Genomic DNA, 20,384 nt, shown 5'->3' with positions numbered 1-20,384 from the left:
GGTCGGTGGTTCGAATCCACCTAGGCCCACCACACACAAGTGCGTTTGGGGCCTTAGCTCAGCTGGGAGAGCGGTTGCTTTGCAAGCATCAGGTCATCGGTTCGATCCCGATAGGCTCCACCATTTCGCAGTCGAAGAGACGAGGCAGCAAAGCTGCCGCGCACTACGACAAGAACGGCCAGCGCCGCAAAGCGCGCCCACAGGGCGCGGCTTCGCCGCGACTGACGGGCTCGCGAGATACGCACCATCAGCCACAACCTAGAGATGAAGAGAAACGGTTCGCCGTGCGAGAGCACGGTGATTGGGTCGAGACGACCCGTATTTGACATTGTGAATGGGTTTTTTAAAATCGATGCCGTGAGGTGCTCGATTTTGGAGACGAGGATTGCTTCGGCGGTTCGCAAGGCACTTTTGTGCAAGGCGATCTGGACGAGCGGTTCGAGGCTCCAGATATCGACATCATCATACTAATAATCTGGCTGAGATTATAATCATCCGCACCTGACAAAGGCCAACGCGCACTGCTCTGCCGAGTTGGTGATCCGAAAGGACACCCAGTGATGTCGTTGGTGGTGTGGACTCTCAAGCGTGAGGTAAGGGCAATTCGTGGATGCCTTGGCACATACAGGCGATGAAGGACGTGGCACGCTGCGATAAGCGTCGGTGAGCTGTGAGCAAGCTTTGACCCGACGATTTCCGAATGGGGAAACCCACCTATCCCGATTAATTCTACCTGCGCGGTAACGCACAGGTCGAGTTAATTAGGTTAGGTATCACTTAGCTGAATACATAGGCTTCGTGAAGCGAACCCGGCGAACTGAAACATCTCAGTAGCTGGAGGAAAAGACATCAACCGAGATTCCGTTAGTAGTGGCGAGCGAACGCGGACCAGGCCAGTGCCTGAATTTCAACTAGTAGAAGCTTCTGGAAAGTAGCGCCATAGCGGGTGACAGCCCCGTATACGAAAGTGAGAATTCAGGACTCGAGTAGGGCGGAACACGTGAAATTCTGTCTGAACATGGGGGGACCACCCTCCAAGCCTAAATACTCGTATGTGACCGATAGCGAACTAGTACCGTGAGGGAAAGGTGAAAAGCACCCCGATGAGGGGAGTGAAACAGTACCTGAAACGGATTGCCTACAAGCAGTTGGAGGGCTTTTATGGCCTGACAGCGTACCTCTTGCATAATGGGTCTGTGACTTAATGTATCAAGCAAGCTTAAGCCGATAGGTGTAGGCGCAGCGAAAGCGAGTCTGAATAGGGCGCCAGAGTTTGATGTATTAGACCCGAAACCCGGCGATCTAGGCATGACCAGGATGAAGGTGCAGTAACATGCACTGGAGGTCCGAACCGATTAACGTTGAAAAGTTACCGGATGAGTTGTGTTTAGGGGTGAAAGGCCAATCAAGCCGGGAAATAGCTGGTTCTCCGCGAAAACTATTGAGGTAGTGCCTCGCACGAACACCTTAGGGGGTAGAGCACTGGATGGGCTAGGGGGTCGCGAGATCTACCAAACCTAACCAAACTCCGAATACCTAAGAGTGATATGCGGGAGACAGACGGCGGGTGCTAAGGTCCGTCGTCAAAAGGGAAACAGCCCTGACCTACAGCTAAGGCCCCCAAATCGTATCTAAGTGGGAAAGCATGTGGGACTTCCAAAACAACCAGGAGGTTGGCTTAGAAGCAGCCATCCTTTAAAGAAAGCGTAACAGCTCACTGGTCTAAGCAAGAGGTCCTGCGGCGAAGATGTAACGGGGCTCAAGATACGTGCCGAAGCTTAGGGTGTGCCACTGATGTGGTACGCGGTAGCGGAGCGTTCCGTAAGCCTGTGAAGCGATCTGGTAATGGGTCGTGGAGGTATCGGAAGTGCGAATGCAGACATGAGTAGCGATAAAGAGGGTGAGATGCCCTCTCGCCGAAAGACCAAGGGTTCCTGCGCAAGGCTAATCCGCGCAGGGTGAGCCGGCCCCTAAGACGAGCCCGAAGGGGGTAGTCGATGGGAACCACGTTAATATTCGTGGGCCTGGTGGTGTGTGACGGATCATGTGTGTTGTCATCCCTTATCGGATTGGGATGGCTTCGAAATGGTTCCAGGAAATAGCCCCACCGTATAGACCGTACCCGAAACCGACACAGGTGGTCAGGTAGAGTATACCAAGGCGCTTGAGAGAAGTGTCCTGAAGGAACTCGGCAAATTGCCTCCGTACCTTCGGAAGAAGGAGGCCCTCACTATGCGCAAGCACTTTGAGGGGGCACAGGCCAGGGGGTAGCGACTGTTTAGCAAAAACACAGGGCTCTGCTAAGTCGGCTTCAAGACGACGTATAGGGCCTGACGCCTGCCCGGTGCCTGAAGGTTAAGTGGAGGGGTGCAAGCTCTGAAATGAAGCCCAGGTAAACGGCGGCCGTAACTATAACGGTCCTAAGGTAGCGAAATTCCTTGTCGGGTAAGTTCCGACCTGCACGAATGGCGTAACGACTTCCCCACTGTCTCCAGGACATGCTCAGCGAAATTGAATTCTCCGTGAAGATGCGGAGTACCCGCGGTTAGACGGAAAGACCCCGTGCACCTTTACTGCAGCTTCAGAGTGGCATTAGGAAGAAACTGTGTAGCATAGGTGGGAGGCTTTGAAGCATCGGCGCCAGCTGATGTGGAGCCATAGGTGAAATACCACCCTGTTTGTTTCTGATGTCTAACCTCGTTCCGTAAGCCGGAACAGGGACCCTCTGTGGCGGGTAGTTTGACTGGGGCGGTCGCCTCCTAAAGAGTAACGGAGGCGCGCAATGGTGGGCTCAGGACGGTCGGAAACCGTCTGTTAGAGTGCAATGGCATAAGCCCGCCTGACTGCGAGACTGACAAGTCGAGCAGAGACGAAAGTCGGTCATAGTGATCCGGTGGTCCCTCGTGGAAGGGCCATCGCTCAACGGATAAAAGGTACGCCGGGGATAACAGGCTGATAACCCCCAAGAGCTCATATCGACGGGGTTGTTTGGCACCTCGATGTCGGCTCATCACATCCTGGGGCTGGAGCAGGTCCCAAGGGTTTGGCTGTTCGCCAATTAAAGTGGTACGTGAGCTGGGTTCAGAACGTCGCGAGACAGTTTGGTCCCTATCTGCCGTGGGCGTCGAAATTTGAGAGGAGTTGACCCTAGTACGAGAGGACCGGGTTGAACATACCTCTGGTGTACCAGTCGTTCCGCCAGGAGCGCAGCTGGGTAGCTATGTATGGACGGGATAACCGCTGAAAGCATCTAAGCGGGAAGCCTCCCTCGAGATAAGATTTCATAGAGCCGTCGGAGACCACGACGTTGATAGATCGGATGTAGAAGTGCGGTAACGCATGGAGCTAACCGATACTAATTGCTCTATTCGCGCTTGAGAGTCTCACACCATCAATGACAACACTGGGCAACCAGCTAGCCATTCGATAGTGCGGATGATTAAGACGACGCCAGATTGCCAATCCCCTCGCCGTCGAGGGATTGGTCACAAATATACCACTAACCTTGCACGGTATCGATTTTAAAACCCTCAGGCTTCGCCGCAAGGCGAAACCCGAGGGACCCAGATATGAACGCAAACGCATGTCGCACCGGCTCCATTGCCTGGTGGCTATAGCGTCGGTGTCCCACCCGATCCCATTCCGAACTCGGCCGTGAAACCCGACTGCGCCAATGGTACTATCGCTCAAGCGATGGAAGAGTAGGTCGTCGCCAGGCATTGAAGCTCGTGCAACATGCATTCACACCATATCACAAACCCATTCACAAACGTCTCATACACTCAGTTCCGCACATGCGGACACTCGGGCCCCATCAAAGCACAGCTTGATGGGATCTTGGCGCGGGGTGGAGCAGCCCGGTAGCTCGTCAGGCTCATAACCTGAAGGTCACAGGTTCAAATCCTGTCCCCGCAACCAATACTATAGAACCTCGACACCACGCCGCCCTTACGGGCGGCGTCGTCGTTTTTACCGAGCTATGGTGCGTTCGAGTTGCTTCGCATCCGAGATGGCGGCGATTCAACAATCTCTGCTGAAAGATCTATATTTCTACTCGCCGCATGGATTTGCAGAGCATCACGAACAACTTCGCTTGCGCGATCGTAATATCCCAAAGCCACCTGACTACGCACGTAGTCACATATTGTCTTCGTTAAAGACACATGCAGAGTATGAAGTGCAGCCATATCGCAGACTTAGCTGCTTGCGCTAGGGGTGTCACCCGAAATCGGGCAGTAGGCTGAGCCGTTCTCTCAGCGATCGCGACCAGACCTTCACTCCATGATGCGTCGCCGGATAAGCCTACGCCAAGGATCTTCGCGTCCGGTGGTAAATACCGGTAATCAAACCACTGCGGCGAAAATGAACTGACGGCCGAAGTTGGAGAGCTGGGAAGAGTTCGCGAGTGTCTGCTTGGGGGCCAAGCGGAAAGGCCATGATGGAAGAAGCCAAGTCAGGTGCACGAACTGCGGATGCTGTCGTCCCACGCGGCCATTGCGTGCTTGACCCCTGATCGTATGGCGTTTGCGGGTACCGCGTCTCGCGCTTGTATCGAAATACCCAGCACGAGTCCGTCGTACAGCGCGACCAACCCCGTGACATCTGTGGCGGAGTCGAGATCGCCCGCGTTCACGCCGGCAGTGATACATCGGTGTAGCGCCTTCCGGGTGACGTCGCGCTCGGATCGGGTCAGCGCCCGGACCGGCTCGCTTGCCTCGGATGAGATCATTCCGGACAACGTGACCATGCAACCGGTGGGATGCGCAAGGTCGGTCTGTACCGCGACCGACGCCATCAATGCCTGTTCCAGCCGTGCGCGCGGCGGCAATCGTTCGTCGTCGAGCGCGTCGACGATGCGGCCATGCAGGTCCAGATACCGCGCCAGCGTTTCCCGATACAGCGCCTCCTTCGAGCCGAATGCGGCATAGAAACTCGCTGACGAAATGTCGCCCATCGCGTGACGCAGCGTGAGGAGCGATGTGCCCTCATACCCGTGCTCCCAGAACAGGTGCATCGCGCTGTCCAGCGCCGCATCCCGGTCAAAGCCACGCGGTCGTCCGCTCAGTGCCATAATTCTCCGCTCCTGGCGTTGTGGATTAGTCGATCCATTATTCGTTGACAAGCGGCCTTCGGTCCTTGAATGCCTTGGATCAGTCGATCCAGAAGTGAGTGTTCCGTGCCTCCAAAATCGAGTCCGACCGAAGCCGGCGCGAGCGAGACGCTGCCGATCTCAGCACTGCTGGCGCTGGCGATGACCGGCTTCACCGCAATCCTGACCGAGACGCTTCCTGCCGGGCTGTTGCCGCACATGGCAGCGGGGCTGGACGTATCGGAGTCGCTCGCCGGGCAAACGATCACGGTCTATGCCGTCGGCTCCTTGCTCGCGGCGATCCCGCTGACGCTGTACACGCAAGGGTGGCGCCGCAAACCGACGTTGCTGGTCGCGATTTTCGGCTTCCTGATCTTCAACTGTGTGACCGCCATATCCACCTCCTACGCGCTGACACTGGTGGCGCGGTTCATGGGCGGGGTCGCCGCGGGCCTCGGTTGGGGGATCATCGCGGGATATGCACGGCGGATGGTCGTCGCGCCGCTGCGGGGCAAGGCGCTCGCGATCGCGATGGTCGGTACGCCGCTGGCGCTGTCGATAGGCGTGCCCCTCGGGGCGATGCTGGGCACGACGCTTGGCTGGCGCATGGCGTTCGGGCTCATGCCGATCACCACGCTCGGCCTGATCGGTTGGGTGGTGTGGCAGGTGCCGGATTTCCCCGGACAGCCTACTGAGCAGCGATTGTCGATCGCGCGCGTGTTCGGCACACCCGGCGTACGGACCGTCTTGGTCACGCTGTTCGCGTGGATTACGGCGCACAACATCCTCTATACCTATATCTCCCCGATCGCTGCGCTATCGGGCGCGCAAGGCAGGCTCGACCTCGTCCTGCTCGAGTTCGGACTTGCCGCGCTAGTCGGAATCTGGGTCACGGGCGTGCTGATCGATCGGGCGTTGCGGCCGCTCGTGCTCGTCAGCCTTGCGGTGTTCGCTGTCGTTTCCCTAGCGTTCGGGCTGTTTGCCGCAACCCCCGAGGTGATGAGCGTTGCGACGATTCTGTGGGGGCTGTCGTTCGGCGGCGCGGCGACCCAGCTTCAGACCGCGCTTGCCGATGCCGCGGGGGAGGGCATCGATCTGGCGAATGCGATGCTGACGACAGTATGGAACAGCGCGATCGCCACGGGCGGGATCGTCGGCGGCGTGCTGCTCGATCATCTGGGTGCAGGGGCGCTTGCTTGGGCCGTCCTTGCGCCGACGCTGTTCGCCCTGTTGCTCGCATCCCGCGCAAGCCGTCACGCCTTCAAGTCCGGTCCGAGGGCATTCGATTGAAGCACAGGTCGCGGAATCAATTGACGCAGGAGACTTTGATGAAAGCCTATCATATCGGCGTCCAGAACGGCATCGACGCCCTCGTCGCGGCGACCCGCCCCGAACCCGTCGCGGGCCCCGGCGAAGCGCTGGTCGCGCCGCGCCTCGTCGGCTTGATCAGCCGTGACGTTCAGTTGCTACGTGGCACCTACGGTCCTCGCCAGTCGGAGACCCGTATTCCGATGTCCGAAGGCGTCGGCGAGGTCGTCGCGATCGGAGAGGGCGTGACCGAGATTGCTGTCGGCGACCGTGTCGTCTGCGGCCATTTCGCGAACTGGCTGGACGGTGCGTTCCGCGCGGACGTGTTTGCACACGATATCGGCATCACGCACGACGGCTGGCTGGCCGAGCGCATCGTCCTGCCCGCCGCGGCCTTGATCCGCGTGCCGGACGCGCTGGCCGACGCGGATGTCGCAGGGCTCGCCTCAGCAGCGTTGACGGCCTGGAACGCGCTGATCGAGATCTGCGACGTCAAGCCTGGCGACACCGTCCTGTGCCTCGGTACCGGCAGCGTCTCGCTGGCGGCGCTGAAGATCGCCACGGCGCGTGGCGCGCGGGTCGCGATCACCTCGTCGCACGATGCGAAACTCGAGATGGCGCGCGCGCTCGGTGCGGACATCGCGATCAACTACCGCACGTCCCCCGATTGGGCGGCCGAAGTGATTGCGAAGACGGACGGCAAGGGGGCCGACATCGTGATCGAAACTGGCGGCGTCGATACGCTGGGACGGTCTATCGCAGCGGCCGCGGTCAATGCGCGGATCATCGTCATCGGTGTGTCGCCAGGCGAGGGGCCGGCGATCCCCGATTACCTGTCCCTCGTCCTCAAGAACGTGACGATCCGCGGAATCGCCAACGGCAGTCGCGCGATGTTCGTCGACCTGCTCGACTCGACGGTCGTGAACGGGATGACGACCGTCGTCGACCGGACGTTCGCCTTTGACGATGCGCCGGCCGCCATCCGCTACTTTGCCGCCGCCGGACACCTCGGCAAAGTAATGATCGCGTTCTGACCACGTTCTCTGGTGCCAGCCGCCGAGGCGGGCTCAAAAGGCCGGTTTCATCCATTTTACAGCTCTTGTGAGCGTAAAAAGCGAAATGAACGAAAGTCCGACGTCGGTAGGCGGGGAAAGTCGCGGGAATGACCGTAACTAGGTCTTTGCCGGCCCCGCGCTGCGGGGCAGTTCCGCCCACACCCGGACGTTCCGATGGGCCACTCGCAGTCTCCAAAGCGGACATCCGTTCATCGCTGTGACGAGCAGCGATTTCGCGGGGTCAGCCACATGCGTTGGCACGGGAACGTAGAAACGGCATCCCGATCAAGATGATCGCCAGCTTCATTCGAGACTAGCGATCATCTGGCGCTGCTTAGAAATTCACCCGGGCACCCAGGCGCAAGGTGCGTGGCTCAACTACGCGGCTCAACCGACCGTCGGCCGGTCCCGCGGTATCGAACGAGGGAATATAGGACTCGTAGAAATAGGCGATGTCCTTGTCGCGGCCGTCGAGGATGTTGAGCACCTCGCCGTAAACCTCGAACCGTCCGATCTTGCGAGCCGCCCGGACGTTGATGACGGTGCTTCCTGGATCCCGGACGCTGTTGTCTTCGATCAGCGGATAAGGCCCGAGGTGACGGACGCGAACGCTTGCCTCCCACGGATTGAGCACCAGCGCGATCCCGGCGGATGCGGCGTTCTCGAAGGCGTTGGGAATGCGGTCGCCATTGTCGTAGCGCGATCGGCTTGCCGTATAGTTGCCGTCGATCGCAAGCCACGGCCTGGGCCGCCAGAACGCCACCAGTTCATAGCCACGACGCTCGCTCGCGCCGGTCGGCTCGACCGCGTTGGAATCTCCGACGAAGCGCAGTTCGCTGTCGACGTCGAGCCACCAATAGGTCGCGGTCAGCGTAATGCCGGGTAACTGCCACCGGGCGCCGACTTCACGGCCGGTGCCGCGGACCAGCACAGGCACCGGCGTTTCGACGTTTACCGCGCCGCGGACGTCGTTAGAGTGGAACCCACGTCCCCAGTTGCCGTAGAACTCCAGCCGGTCGGTCGGCGAGTACGCGATCGACGCCTTGGGCGATAGGATCGTGTCGTCGCCGCTGCCTTCGCCGGCCAAGACCGCCGCCTGATCGCGCGCGCGAACGACGTAATGATAATAGTCCCCGCGAACCCCACCGATCAGGCGGAGACCCGCAGCCGGCGTCCACGTCGCCTCGCCGTACACTGCTGCCGACGCTTCCTCGACATGGTAGCGGCCGAGCGACGACAGGAACGATCGCGCGCTGGTGCGGTACACACCGACGCTGCCGATATGGTCGTAGCGCTCTTCGGTACCGAGCGAGACGGCGAGGGTCGGTGCTAGCGTCCAGCGCCTTTCGCCCGTCGCGCCGACGATCCAGCGTTTGTCGAACTGGCGGATCTGCGCGCTGGTCCCGTCCGGATCGGTGTAGGTCGGGTTCGAGTACATCGACCAGTTGTAGAACTGACCATAAACATTGGCGTGCCAGTCAGGCTGGCGCACCGCGACGTTGCCAACGAGCCGTGTCGTTTCGCCGCGTGCAGTCGGATCGGGTGAGCAGAACACGTCCTTGCAGAGCGCGGTACCGATGATGCGCTCGGGAATCTGTTCGGTCGGACGCCAGGTCGCGCGGTAGGCGTTGAGCGACGCTTCGATCTGGCCTGCACCAGCTGGAGCGGTATATTTCGCGAAGCCAGATGCATGTTTTAGATGCTCGGGCTCCTCCCAAGGTCCGTCATAGACCTTGGTCTGCGCAACGAGCGTCAGCTTCCCCGCACCAATCCCATCAATCGTCCCGCCCGCGGCGATCCGACCATAGCCATAAGAGCCGCCCTCGACCGAAAGCCACGGCCGGGCAAAGCTGTCGATCGTGGTCATGTAGGCAGCCCCCGCGAGCGCGAAGTCGCCGCCATCGGCACGGTATGGCCCTTTGCGAAAATCCTCGCGCGCGACGATCTCCGGGATCAGTCCGTTGAGATCGAGATAGCCCTGGCCATGACCGTGGGTGCGCAGGTTCATTTGCACCCCGTCGATATAGGTCGTGAAGTCCGATCCATGATCGAGATTGAAGCCACGCAGGAAATACTGGTTGGCCTTGCCGCTTCCCGAATGCTGCGCAGCGACCATGCCAGGTATCGCTTCTAGCAGTTCGGCAACGCGTAGCAGCGGGCGAACCAGAAGGTCGGCACCGGCGACGGTGCCCTCACTCGCTGCATGCGCAACACCGATCTTTGCTTCGCCTCGGCCGAACACGACTATGTCGTTCGGTACCTGTGTAGGCACAGCCTCGGTGGCGTGCACCTGAGCCCATGCGGGTGTGGTGCTACATGCCGAGGCGATAGCCACGCATTCGAGCCATTTTGTTCGTAATCTTAGATTCTTCATGTCCGTCCCCCGTGCGCCAAGCGACTTCGGACGGGGGCGTCCGCTTTGAACGGTCGGCACGCGTCGGCAGGCGGACGCAAGCGCTCGCGACACGAACCGATGCGACCCCCGCCGCTCGTTCGTCGCTCAGACGGAAGAACCGTGCCCCGACCATCCCCTGGACCAAAGCAAGAGCGACCAGACGCTGGCAGGTCTCCTGGCTCACGGGTCGTCGCTCGACATACGGCCTTCCCGGATCTCGGCCGTTACGGCGTTGGTCCAGTGGCTGCACCCTCCGAAAGAGGACGCGATGTACGTCTCACTCGCCGCTTACAGTTGCAGGGACAGCCTCGGCTTCGGGAGAGTATCTCCCACACCGTGTTCCCTATTAAGTCCCTCTCGGGACACCAGCGCGATCATTGCCCGACCAACAATATCAGCCGGGCCTTTGGCGTACCTGTGACGGTACCAATCCGCAAGGTTCGTGAGCGGTCATATAAAGATTCCTTTATATGACGCTTGCCTCTGCCGTAAATTAATACCTGTGGAGGGTTAGTCTGCGCCGTGCAGGCGGGCACGGCGAATTCTGAAACAGCGCTCTCGCCAGCCAGGGGGTTCCCGCTCCGATTTTGTAATATATTCCTCAGCGACGATCGCGAACGTGTTCGCCGCCTTCAAGGTCGCCTCGATACGATCGGACCGCTTCTTCTCGGATGGATCGACGCCGACGGCGATCGGCTTACGCGCCTCACCGGCGCGTTCACGCGCCTCCTTTAACGACACATCCGGATAGCGGCCTAAAGACAGCTTCTTTTCCTTTCCGCCGATCCGGTACTTTAGTCGCCACAGCTTGCCGCCGGACGGCTGGATCGAGGAAGAGCCCTCGTTCGTCCGAGAGCTTGAGGGGCTTTGCAGCAGGCTTGGCAGCGCGGATTGCAACGTCACTCAGAGGCATTGGGGGCCACTCCAGAAGCTCATTCGCCGTGGCCCCCACCTTGCCCCCCAAAACTGTCCGACTATGCGCGGACAGGGGCGAACAGCAGCGACCAGATCGCGCCGCCTTATCGCAGATTTCCGTTGATTTCTCAACTGTCCGCGGATCACCGCGAACAGGAAAATGGTGCCCGGAAGAGGACTCGAACCTCCACGACCTTGCGATCGCCAGCACCTGAAGCTGGTGCGTCTACCAATTCCGCCATCCGGGCACGGGGTAGGAGGGCGCCTCTAGGGGAGGGTCGCGATGCTTGTCAACACGCCTCTTGCTGGGGCAAGGGGTTATTCGTGATTGGCAGGCAAAACAAAGTGGACGGACGCGCGATGAACGACAAACTGGTGACGCTGATCGGGGGTGGCGGTTTCGTCGGCCGCTATGTCGCACAGGCGCTGCTGGCGACGGGCGCGCGCGTCCGTATCGCGCAGCGCGATCCGCGGCAGGCGTTCTTCCTGAAGCCGCTCGGGGGGCTCGGCCAGACGCAGTTCGTCGGTGCCGACGTTACCAAGCCCGAGACGATCGCACACGCCGTGCACGGCTCGGACGTGGTGGTGAACCTGGTCGGCGTGCTCGCGGGCGATTTCCAGCGCGTCCAGGCACTCGGCGCGCAGACAGTGGCGCAGGCGGCGGCGAAGGCCGGCGTCGGTGCGCTCGTGCACGTATCGGCGATCGGCGCTGATCCCGCGTCCGCTTCGGCCTACGGCAAGTCCAAGGGACAGGGCGAGGCAGCGGTGCTCGAGGCGTTCCCGAACGCGACGATCCTGCGACCATCGATTGTGTTCGGCCAGGAAGACCAGTTCGTGAACCGCTTTGCCGGGATGATCGCAAAGGCGCCGGTGGTTCCGGTGCTGCGCGCCGGCGCCAAGTTCCAGCCGGTGTTTGTCGGCAACGTTGCCGACGCAGTGGTCGCAGCGGCGTCCGATCCCGAGACGTTCGGCGGCAAGACCTTCGAACTCGGCGGGCCTGACATCATCACGATGGGCAATCTCATCCGCTGGATCGCCAAGACGATCGGCCGTAATCCTTCAATCGTCGAGTTGCCGGACTTTGCCGGAGCGCTGATCGCCAAGGGCGGCTTCCTACCGGGCGCGCCGATCACAAAGGACCAGTGGACGATGCTGCAGACCGACAATGTCGTCACCGGCACCGATGGCCTCGCCGCGTTCGGGATCGAAGCAACGCCGTTGTCGACGGTCGCACCGGGCTGGCTGGTGCGTTTTCGCAAGGCCGGGCGGTTCGGTCGTCGCGCCGAGACGCATGCGGAAGTCCATGTCGCCTGATCCTGCGCGTGCTACCTACCGCTGACACTGCCCTGACCTACCGCGCCGGAGCTCCCGCTTGACCGAACTTCTCACCGTCATCCTCCTCGGCATCGTCGAGGGGATCACCGAATTCCTGCCCGTCTCCTCGACCGGGCATCTGATCCTCGCGACGCGGCTGCTCGGCTATGACGCGGGGCGCTGGGAGGTGTTCAACGTCGTCATCCAGCTCGGCGCGATCCTCGCGATCGTCGTGCTGTACTGGCGGACGTTCTGGGCGGTCGGCATGGGGCTGTTGAAGCGCGAGCCGAAGTCGTGGCTGTTCCTGCGCAACTTGGTAGTCGCGTTCATCCCGGCGGCGGTGATCGGCCTCGCGCTGCACAAGCATATCGAGGCGCTGCTCGGGAACGCCGAGGTCGTCGCGATCGCGCTGATCGTCGGCGGCTTCGCGATCCTCGCGGTCGAGCGGTTCGCGCCGCGCAGCGACATCAGCGGCGTTGCGGACATCCCGCTGAAAACAGTGATCGGCATCGGCTTTCTCCAGTGCCTTGCGATGGTCCCTGGCGTCAGCCGCTCCGGTGCGACGATTCTCGGTGCGTTGGCGCTGGGCGTCGAGCGGCGCACGGCGGCCGAGTTCAGCTTCTTTCTCGCGATCCCGACGATGCTGGGGGCCAGCGCGCTCGAACTGCTGAAGAACCGCGACGCGATCGCGAGCGGCGGCGGTGTCGGGCTTGGCGCGATCGCGATCGGCGCTGCGGTGTCGTTCGTCGTCGCGCTGCTGGTGGTGAAGTGGTTCGTGGGAATCGTTACCAAGCATGGGTTCGTGCCGTTCGCCTGGTACCGGGTAGCTGCCGGCTCGGCCGCGCTGGTCTGGTTGCTCAGCAAGTAGGTCCGTTTCGGAATGAATAAGCCTTGTTGATAATTGTTCTTAGATAATTTGGTTGATTTGATGGTTTAATACGGCATTAATGCTGACATACTGGTCGATTTCACGGTGACAAGCTTCTGATGGCGCAATAACGCGGCTGTCGGAGGCATGTATGGCGAACGATTCGATGCTAAAGTTTGTCGGGCGGGAGCAATCCTATCCAGCAAAGCGCACCGCGGATGAGCGGCAGGAGGATTTCCGCGAGATCGCGCAGCGATACGCGGTTCAACCCGCCGAGGAGCAGGCCGGGCGCTGTTCGCAGTGCGGCGTGCCCTATTGTTCGGTCCACTGCCCGCTGCACAACCATATCCCCGACTGGCTCAGGCTGACCGCGGAAGGTCGGCTGCGCGAGGCGTACGAGCTGAGCAACGCGACCTCGACGATGCCCGAAATCTGCGGCCGCATCTGCCCGCAGGACCGGCTGTGCGAAGGCAATTGCGTCATCGAATTCACCGGGCACGGCGCGGTCACGATCGGCTCGGTCGAGAAGTTCATCACGGATACCGCCTGGGAGAATGGCTGGGTCGAACCGCTGGTCCCCGGCAAGTCTCGTGGGCAGTCGGTCGGCGTGATCGGTGCGGGACCCGCAGGACTTACGGCCGCGGAATATCTGCGCGGGCACGGCTATGACGTCCACGTCTACGACCGCTACGATCGCGCGGGCGGGTTGCTCACCTATGGCATCCCTGGCTTCAAGCTCGAAAAGCCTATCGTGATGCGACGGGTTGAGCGCCTCAAGGCTGCCGGGATCGTCTTCCACGAAGGCTTCGCGGTCGGCGAGGACGCCAGCCTCGACGATCTGCGCCAGCGCCACGACTCGATCCTGATCGCGACCGGCGTCTACAAGGCACGTGCGATGGACCTGCCCGGTGGCGGATCGAACGGCGTGGTCGCCGCGCTCGACTTTCTCGTCGCCTCGAACCGCAAGGGCTTCGGCGACGCCGTCCCCGCGTTCGACGACGGCAGCCTCAACGCAGAGGGCAAGGACGTCGTCGTGATCGGCGGCGGCGACACCGCGATGGACTGCGTCCGCACCGCGATCCGCCAGGGCGCCAAGTCGGTGAAGTGCCTCTACCGCCGCGACCGCGCCAACATGCCCGGCTCGCAGCGCGAAGTCGCCAATGCCGAAGAGGAGGGCGTCGAGTTCGTCTGGCTTTCGGGGCCGCAGAGCTTCGACGGCGGCGATGTGGTGTCGAGCGTGAAGGTTCGGAAGATGCGTCTCGGCGCCCCCGACGCAAGCGGCCGGCGTGCCCCGGAACCCGATCCCGCCGGCGATTATTCGGTCGACGCCGATCTCGTCATCAAGGCGCTGGGCTTCGACGCCGAGGACCTGCCCACCTTGTTCGCGACGCCGGAGTTGGGCGTAAGCCGGTGGGGCACCGTACTGGTCGATGGCAAGACGCTGATGACCTCGCTCGACGGCGTGTTCGCAGCGGGCGACATCGTCCGCGGTGCGAGCCTCGTCGTCTGGGCGATCCGCGACGGTCGTGATGTCGCGGCGACGATGCACAAATGGCTGAAGACCAAGGCGGCCAACGCGAAGGTGGCGGCATGAGCAACGAACAGGGTTTTCCGATGATCGATCAACGCGCCCGTCTTGCCGAGCATGGCATGTATCGCCCCGAGTTCGAGGGCGACGCCTGCGGTGTAGGTCTCGTCGCCGCCACCGATGGCCGTGCGTCGCGCCGCGTCGTGCAGTCCGCGGTCGATGCGCTGAAGGCCGTATGGCACCGTGGTGCTGTCGATGCGGACGGCAAGACCGGCGACGGCGCAGGCTTGCACATCGATCTGCCGCTGCGCTTCTTCGACGACGCGGTCGCCGCCTCGGGCCACAAGGTCCGCCCGAACCGGCTCGCGGTCGGCATGATCTTCCTCCCGCGCACCGATCTCGGCGCGCAGGAGGATTGCCGGACGATCGTCGAGAGCGCGATCATCGAGGCGGGTTACACCATCTATGGCTGGCGGCAGGTGCCGGTCGACGTGTCGGTGATCGGCCAGAAGGCGCAAGCCACGCGCCCCGAGATCGAGCAGATCATGATCGCCGGCCCACTGCCCGAGGAGCAGGACGCCGCCGAGTTCGAGAAGACGCTGTATCTCGTCCGCCGCCGGATCGAGAAGCGCGTGATCGCGGCGCAGATCCAGGGTTTCTACATCTGCTCGCTGTCGTGCCGCTCGATCATCTACAAGGGGCTGTTCCTCGCCGAATCGCTGTCTGTCTTCTACCCGGACCTGTGCGACCAGCGCTTCGAGAGCCGCGTCGCGATCTTCCATCAGCGCTATTCGACCAACACTTTCCCGCAATGGTGGCTGGCGCAACCGTTCCGCTGCCTCGCGCACAACGGCGAGATCAACACGATTCGCGGCAACAAGAACTGGATGTTGTCACACGAAATCCGCATGGCGAGCCTCGCATTCGGCGACAATTCGGAGGACATCAAGCCGGTGATCCCCGCCGGCGCGTCCGACACTGCGGCGCTCGACGCCGTGTTCGAGGCGATCTGCCGCTCGGGCCGCGACGCGCCGACCGCCAAGCTGATGCTCGTGCCCGAAGCCGCCAGCCCGGACATGCCGCCCGAGCATACCGCGATGTACCAGTATCTCGCGAGCGTGATGGAGCCATGGGATGGCCCCGCCGCGCTGGCGATGACCGATGGCCGCTGGGCGGTCGCGGGCATGGACCGCAACGCGCTGCGTCCGCTCCGCTACACGCTGACGTCGGACGGCCTGCTGATCGTCGGGTCGGAAAGCGGCATGGTCGTCGTTCCCGAATCGACGATCGTCGCCAAGGGCCGCTTGGGACCGGGCGAGATGATCGCGGTCGACCTCGACGAAGGTCGCCTGCTCCAGGATCGCGAAGTGAAGGATCGCATCTCGGGCGAAGCGGACTACGCCGCGATGATCGGCGAATTCCACACGCTCGCTGACCTGCCGTCGGTTGAGGACGCGATCGTCCGCTACGACCGTGCCGAACTCGCCCGTCGCCAGGTCGCGGCGGGCCAGACGATGGAGGACATGGAACTGATCCTGTCGCCGATGGTCGAATCCGCGAAGGAAGCGATCGGATCGATGGGCGACGACACGCCGCTCGCGGTCATCTCGGACAAGCCGCGGCTGATCAGCCAGTTCTTCCGCCAGAACTTCTCGCAGGTCACCAACCCGCCGATCGACCCGCTGCGCGAGCGCCATGTGATGTCGCTCAAGACGCGGTTCGGCAATCTCGCCAACATCCTCGACGTGCGTGATCAGCGCGAGCGCGTGCTGGTGCTCGATTCGCCGGTGCTGACGGGCGAGCATTGGTCGCGGTTGAAGGCGCATTTCGGTAACGCGGTCGCAGAGATCGACTGCACGTTCGACGTCGGCGGTGGCCCGGAAAAGCTCCGCGCGGCGATCCAGCGGATCCGCAACGAGGCGGAGCAAGCCGTTCGCCAGGGCAAGAGCGAGATCTTCCTCACCGACGAGGCGATCAGCGAGGACCGCGTCGGCATCGCCGGCGTGCTCGCCGTTGCCGCGGTGCACACGCACCTCGTTCGCCGCGGCCTGCGCTCCTACGCGTCGATCAACGTCCGCTCGGCCGAGTGCCTCGACACGCATTATTACGCGGTGCTGATCGGCGTCGGTGCGACCACCGTGAACGCCTATCTCGCCGAGGCCGCGATCGTCGATCGCCAGTCGCGCGGGCTGTTCGGCGATCTGGATCTGGCCGAATGCCTCCGCCGTCACCGCGTCGCGGTAGAGGAGGGGTTGCTCAAGATCATGTCGAAGATGGGCATCGCGGTCATCTCGTCGTACCGCGGCGGCTATAATTTCGAGGCGGTCGGCCTCTCGCGGAGCCTGGTCAACGACCTGTTCCCCGGCATGCCCGCCAAGATCAGCGGCGAGGGCTATGCCTCGCTCCACGTCAACGCGACCGATCGCCACGAAGCCGCGTTCGATCCGGCCGTGGCGACGCTGCCGATCGGCGGCTTCTATCGCCAGCGCCACACCGGCGAGACGCACGCCTATTCCGCGCAGCTGATGCACCTGCTCCAGACCGCGGTCGCGACCGACAGCTATACGAGCTACCTGCAATTCTCGCGCGGCGTGTCCGATCTGCCGCCGGTGTATCTGCGCGATCTGCTCCAGTTCAACTTCCCTGCGGAGGGCGTGCCGGTCGACCAGGTCGAGGCGATCACCGAAATCCGCAAGCGCTTCGTCACCCCCGGCATGTCGCTCGGCGCGCTTAGCCCTGAGGCGCACGAGACGCTGGCGATCGCAATGAACCGGATCGGCGCGAAGGCCGTCTCGGGCGAAGGCGGAGAAGACAAGTCGCGCTTCGTGCCGTACGCGAACGGCGACAACGCGAACTCGTCGATCAAGCAGGTCGCGAGCGGCCGGTTCGGCGTCACCGCGGAATATCTGAACGCGTGCGAGGAGATCGAGGTCAAGGTCGCCCAGGGCGCCAAGCCCGGTGAGGGTGGCCAGCTACCCGGCTTCAAGGTCACCGAGTTCATCGCCAAGCTGCGCCATGCGACACCCGGCGTGACGCTGATCTCGCCGCCGCCGCACCACGACATCTACTCGATCGAGGATCTCGCGCAGCTCATCTACGACCTGAAACAGATCAACCCGCGCGCGCGCGTGTGTGTGAAGCTGGTCTCGTCGGCGGGCATCGGCACCGTGGCGGCGGGCGTTGCGAAGGCACATGCCGACGTGATCCTGATCGCCGGCCATGTCGGCGGCACCGGCGCGTCGCCGCAGACCTCGATCAAATATGCCGGCACGCCGTGGGAAATGGGGCTGTCGGAGGTCAACCAGGTGCTGACGCTCAACGGCCTGCGCGGTCGCGTGCGGTTGCGCACCGACGGTGGGCTGAAGACCGGGCGCGACATCGTGATCGCGGCGATTCTTGGTGCCGAGGAATACGGCATCGGCACGCTGAGCCTCGTCGCGATGGGCTGCATCATGGTCCGCCAGTGCCATTCGAACACTTGCCCGGTCGGGATCTGCACGCAGAACGACGCGCTCCGGCAGAAGTTCGTCGGCACGCCCGAGAAGGTAATCAACCTGATGACCTTCATCGCCGAGGAAGTCCGCGACATCCTCGCGCGGCTTGGCGTGAAGAGCCTCGACGACGTAATCGGCCGCACCGAATTGCTGCGGCAGGTCAGCCGCGGGGCGGAGCATCTCGACGATCTCGACCTCAACCCGATCCTGGCCAAGGTCGATGCCGACGATTCGCAGCGCCGGTTCAGCCTGTCGACCTTCCGCAACGAAGTGCCCGACAGCCTCGACGCGCAGATCATCAAGGACGCGTCCGCGGTGTTCTCGCGCGGCGAGAAGATGCAGTTGACCTATTCGGTGCGCAACACGCATCGCGCGGTCGGTACGCGGCTGTCGAGCGAGATCACGCGGAAGTTCGGGATGTCGACGCTGGCGGACAACCACGTCACGATCCGGCTGCGCGGGTCGGCGGGCCAGTCGCTCGGCGCGTTCCTGTGCAAGGGGATCACGCTCGAAGTGTTCGGCGATTCGAACGACTATGTTGGCAAGGGACTCTCCGGCGGGACGATCATCGTCCGCCCGGCGGTCAGTTCTCCGCTGGCGTCGCAGGACAACACGATCATCGGCAACACCGTGCTCTACGGCGCGACGTCGGGCCGGCTGTTCGCGGCAGGGCAGGCGGGCGAGCGCTTCGCGGTCCGCAACTCGGGCGCGATCGTCGTCGTCGAAGGCTGTGGCGCGAATGGCTGCGAGTACATGACCAACGGCATCGCCGTGGTGCTCGGCGCGGTCGGCGCGAACTTCGGCGCGGGGATGACCGGCGGGATGGCGTTCGTCTACGATCCCGACGGCGTCTTCGCGAAGAGCGCCAATTCGGAGAACATCACCTGGGACCGCGTGAAGTCGCTCCACTGGGCCGACGTGTTGCTCGACTTGGTGCGAGATCATGCCGACCACACCGACAGCAAATGGTCGAAGGGCCTGCTGGAAGATTGGGACCGCGTGGCTCCGCATTTCTGGCAGATCGTGCCGAAGGAGATGCTGACGCGCTTGTCGCACCCACTGGACGACAGCGCGGAACTGGTCGCGGCGGAATAAGCCCAAGCCCTCACACCATCCTGGCGCACGCCGGGGTGGTGCAAGTTAGAGGGTTTCACGCGGAGACGCGGAGACGCGGAGCTAAATTCCCTCTGCATTTCTCTTATTGCGATCGGTGGTGAAGGAGCTTCGCTCGCTGCGAACGCAACACCTCCGCGTCTCCGCGCCTCCGCGTGAACCAAATCTTCTTACGCGACGCCAACCCGCGCTAGTGACACAGCCGCCCCCCACCGCCTAAACGGATGGCATGTGGCAGCTTTATCAATTCCCCCTGTGTCCCTTCTCGCGAAAGGTGCGCCTGCTGCTGGGCGAGAAGGGGGTCGGCTACGAGCTGGTGCGCGAATCGCCCTGGGATCGCCGCGACGAGTTCATGGACATGAACCCCGCCGGCCAGACCCCGGTGATGGTCGACGCGTCGCGCGGCGTCGCCCCGCTGATCGATTCGATGGCGATCTGCGAATTCTTCGAGGAAACCGTCGAGAAGGCGGCGATGATCAACGGCACCGCGACCAACCGTGCCGAGATCCGCCGCTTGGTCACATGGTTCGACACGCATTTCTACCGCGACGTCACCGGGCCCTTGCTCCACGAGCGCATGGTCAAGCGCCTCGCCCACCGCACCGCGCCCGACGCGAAGGGCTTGCGTGAGGCGATGAAGGCCGCGGTCGGGCATCTCGATTATATGGACTACCTGCTCGATCACCGGAACTGGCTCGGCGGCGCGACGATGAGCCTCGCCGATCTCGCGGCGGCGGCGCAGATCTCGGTAACCGATTATCTCGGCGGGATCGACTGGAAGGGCCACGACCAGACCGCGCGCTGGTATCGCGGCTTCAAGAGCCGCCCGAGCTTCCGCCCGCTGCTGTCCGAACGGATGGAACTGATCTCACCCCCGGCGCACTACGACAATGTCGATTTCTGACGTCATCGTGTTCCCGGACTTCGAGAAGGTCGACATCCGCGTCGGCACTATCGTCGCGGCCGAGCCCTTCCCGGAGGCGCGGAAACCCGCGATCAAGCTCCGGATCGATTTTGGTGCGGAGATCGGCGTGAAGCGCTCGTCCGCGCAGATCACCGAGCATTATACGCCGGAGACTCTGGTCGGCCGTCAGGTCGCCGCGGTGGTCAACTTCCCGCCGCGCCAGATCGGCCCGATGATGTCCGAAGTCCTGACGCTCGGCTTCCCCGATGCGGACGGGAAGGTCGTGCTGATTTCGCCGACCGGACCAGTCCCGAACGGCGGGCGGCTGTTCTAGAGTTTAATCCTCCCCCGCCAGGGGGAGGTGGCTGGCCCTTGCCAGACGGAGGGGGAGGACAGGGCAA

General features: G+C 62.5%; 11 protein-coding genes, 4 tRNA genes, 2 rRNA genes and 1 riboswitch (1 of these 18 running past the window's edge). Of the genes, 13 read left to right on the top strand and 4 right to left on the bottom strand.

Annotated elements, in window-relative coordinates; translation table 11 throughout:
- The 5 genes from AC1MH0_RS10565 to AC1MH0_RS10545 form a co-directional block, all read left to right on the top strand.
- Positions 1-32: transfer RNA gene (locus tag AC1MH0_RS10565), tRNA-Ile, on the top strand; it begins 45 nt to the left of the window's first position.
- Positions 33-47: 15 nt separating this feature from the next.
- Positions 48-123, top strand: a tRNA-Ala gene (locus AC1MH0_RS10560).
- A 460-nt stretch (positions 124-583) separates the two neighbouring features.
- Positions 584-3,379: ribosomal RNA gene (locus tag AC1MH0_RS10555) — 23S ribosomal RNA — on the top strand.
- Between the two features lie 224 nt (positions 3,380-3,603).
- Positions 3,604-3,718 (top strand): 5S ribosomal RNA (rrf, locus tag AC1MH0_RS10550).
- 123 nt (positions 3,719-3,841) lie between these two features.
- Positions 3,842-3,918, top strand: a tRNA-Met gene (locus AC1MH0_RS10545).
- Positions 3,919-4,453: 535 nt separating this feature from the next.
- On the opposite strand, the gene AC1MH0_RS10540 is transcribed toward AC1MH0_RS10545, so the two are convergent.
- The gene (locus AC1MH0_RS10540) at positions 4,454-5,071 is read right to left on the bottom strand and encodes a TetR/AcrR family transcriptional regulator (RefSeq protein ID WP_480962742.1); all 618 of its coding nucleotides are present in this window, start codon (positions 5,069-5,071) and stop codon (positions 4,454-4,456) included.
- Between the two features lie 105 nt (positions 5,072-5,176).
- Here AC1MH0_RS10540 and AC1MH0_RS10535 point away from each other — a divergent pair, with 105 nt between their 5' ends.
- Positions 5,177-6,379: an MFS transporter gene (locus AC1MH0_RS10535; protein WP_480962741.1), complete on the top strand. Its 1,203-nt coding sequence runs from the start codon at positions 5,177-5,179 to the stop codon at positions 6,377-6,379.
- 38 nt (positions 6,380-6,417) lie between these two features.
- Entirely contained in the window at positions 6,418-7,431 is a 1,014-nt protein-coding gene (locus AC1MH0_RS10530; RefSeq protein WP_480962740.1) for a zinc-dependent alcohol dehydrogenase family protein, read from the top strand.
- Between the two features lie 355 nt (positions 7,432-7,786).
- On the opposite strand, the gene AC1MH0_RS10525 is transcribed toward AC1MH0_RS10530, so the two are convergent.
- The 3 genes from AC1MH0_RS10525 to AC1MH0_RS10515 all read right to left on the bottom strand — a co-directional run bounded on the left by AC1MH0_RS10525 (position 7,787) and on the right by AC1MH0_RS10515 (position 11,010).
- Positions 7,787-9,826 (bottom strand): TonB-dependent receptor, encoded by a 2,040-nt coding sequence (locus AC1MH0_RS10525; protein ID WP_480962739.1) that lies wholly within the window; start codon positions 9,824-9,826, stop codon positions 7,787-7,789.
- A gap of 169 nt (positions 9,827-9,995) precedes the next feature.
- Positions 9,996-10,232, bottom strand: a riboswitch (cobalamin riboswitch).
- A gap of 125 nt (positions 10,233-10,357) precedes the next feature.
- Positions 10,358-10,750 carry an Arm DNA-binding domain-containing protein gene (locus AC1MH0_RS10520; protein WP_480962738.1) on the bottom strand — a complete coding sequence of 131 codons (393 nt, stop codon included), beginning with the start codon at positions 10,748-10,750 and terminating at the stop codon, positions 10,358-10,360.
- Positions 10,751-10,923: 173 nt separating this feature from the next.
- A tRNA-Leu gene (locus tag AC1MH0_RS10515) sits at positions 10,924-11,010 on the bottom strand.
- Positions 11,011-11,122: 112 nt separating this feature from the next.
- Here AC1MH0_RS10515 and AC1MH0_RS10510 point away from each other — a divergent pair.
- From AC1MH0_RS10510 to AC1MH0_RS10485, 6 genes are all read left to right on the top strand, one after another.
- Complete coding sequence (locus tag AC1MH0_RS10510; RefSeq protein WP_480962737.1) at positions 11,123-12,076, top strand: complex I NDUFA9 subunit family protein; 954 nt, start codon at positions 11,123-11,125, stop codon at positions 12,074-12,076.
- Between the two features lie 58 nt (positions 12,077-12,134).
- The gene (locus tag AC1MH0_RS10505; protein ID WP_133020223.1) at positions 12,135-12,944 is read left to right on the top strand and encodes an undecaprenyl-diphosphate phosphatase; all 810 of its coding nucleotides are present in this window, start codon (positions 12,135-12,137) and stop codon (positions 12,942-12,944) included.
- Positions 12,945-13,095: 151 nt separating this feature from the next.
- Positions 13,096-14,538: an NAD(P)-dependent oxidoreductase gene (locus AC1MH0_RS10500; protein WP_480962736.1), complete on the top strand. Its 1,443-nt coding sequence runs from the start codon at positions 13,096-13,098 to the stop codon at positions 14,536-14,538.
- A gap of 20 nt (positions 14,539-14,558) precedes the next feature.
- A complete protein-coding gene (gltB, locus tag AC1MH0_RS10495) occupies positions 14,559-19,061 on the top strand; it encodes a glutamate synthase large subunit (protein WP_480965724.1) in 4,503 nt (1,500 codons plus the stop codon).
- A 247-nt stretch (positions 19,062-19,308) separates the two neighbouring features.
- Positions 19,309-19,983: a glutathione S-transferase family protein gene (locus tag AC1MH0_RS10490; RefSeq protein WP_056054264.1), complete on the top strand. Its 675-nt coding sequence runs from the start codon at positions 19,309-19,311 to the stop codon at positions 19,981-19,983.
- On the top strand, positions 19,970-20,317 hold the full coding sequence (locus AC1MH0_RS10485) for a tRNA-binding protein (RefSeq protein WP_480962735.1): 348 nt from the start codon (positions 19,970-19,972) through the stop codon (positions 20,315-20,317). Before AC1MH0_RS10490 ends, AC1MH0_RS10485 begins: the two co-directional genes overlap by 14 nt.
- Positions 20,318-20,384 lie beyond the last annotated feature (67 nt).

The organism is Sphingomonas sp. AP28 (assembly GCF_056680455.1).
The sequence above is the reverse complement of the archived record's forward strand: the minus strand, read 5'-3'. Positions and strand labels throughout refer to the sequence as shown.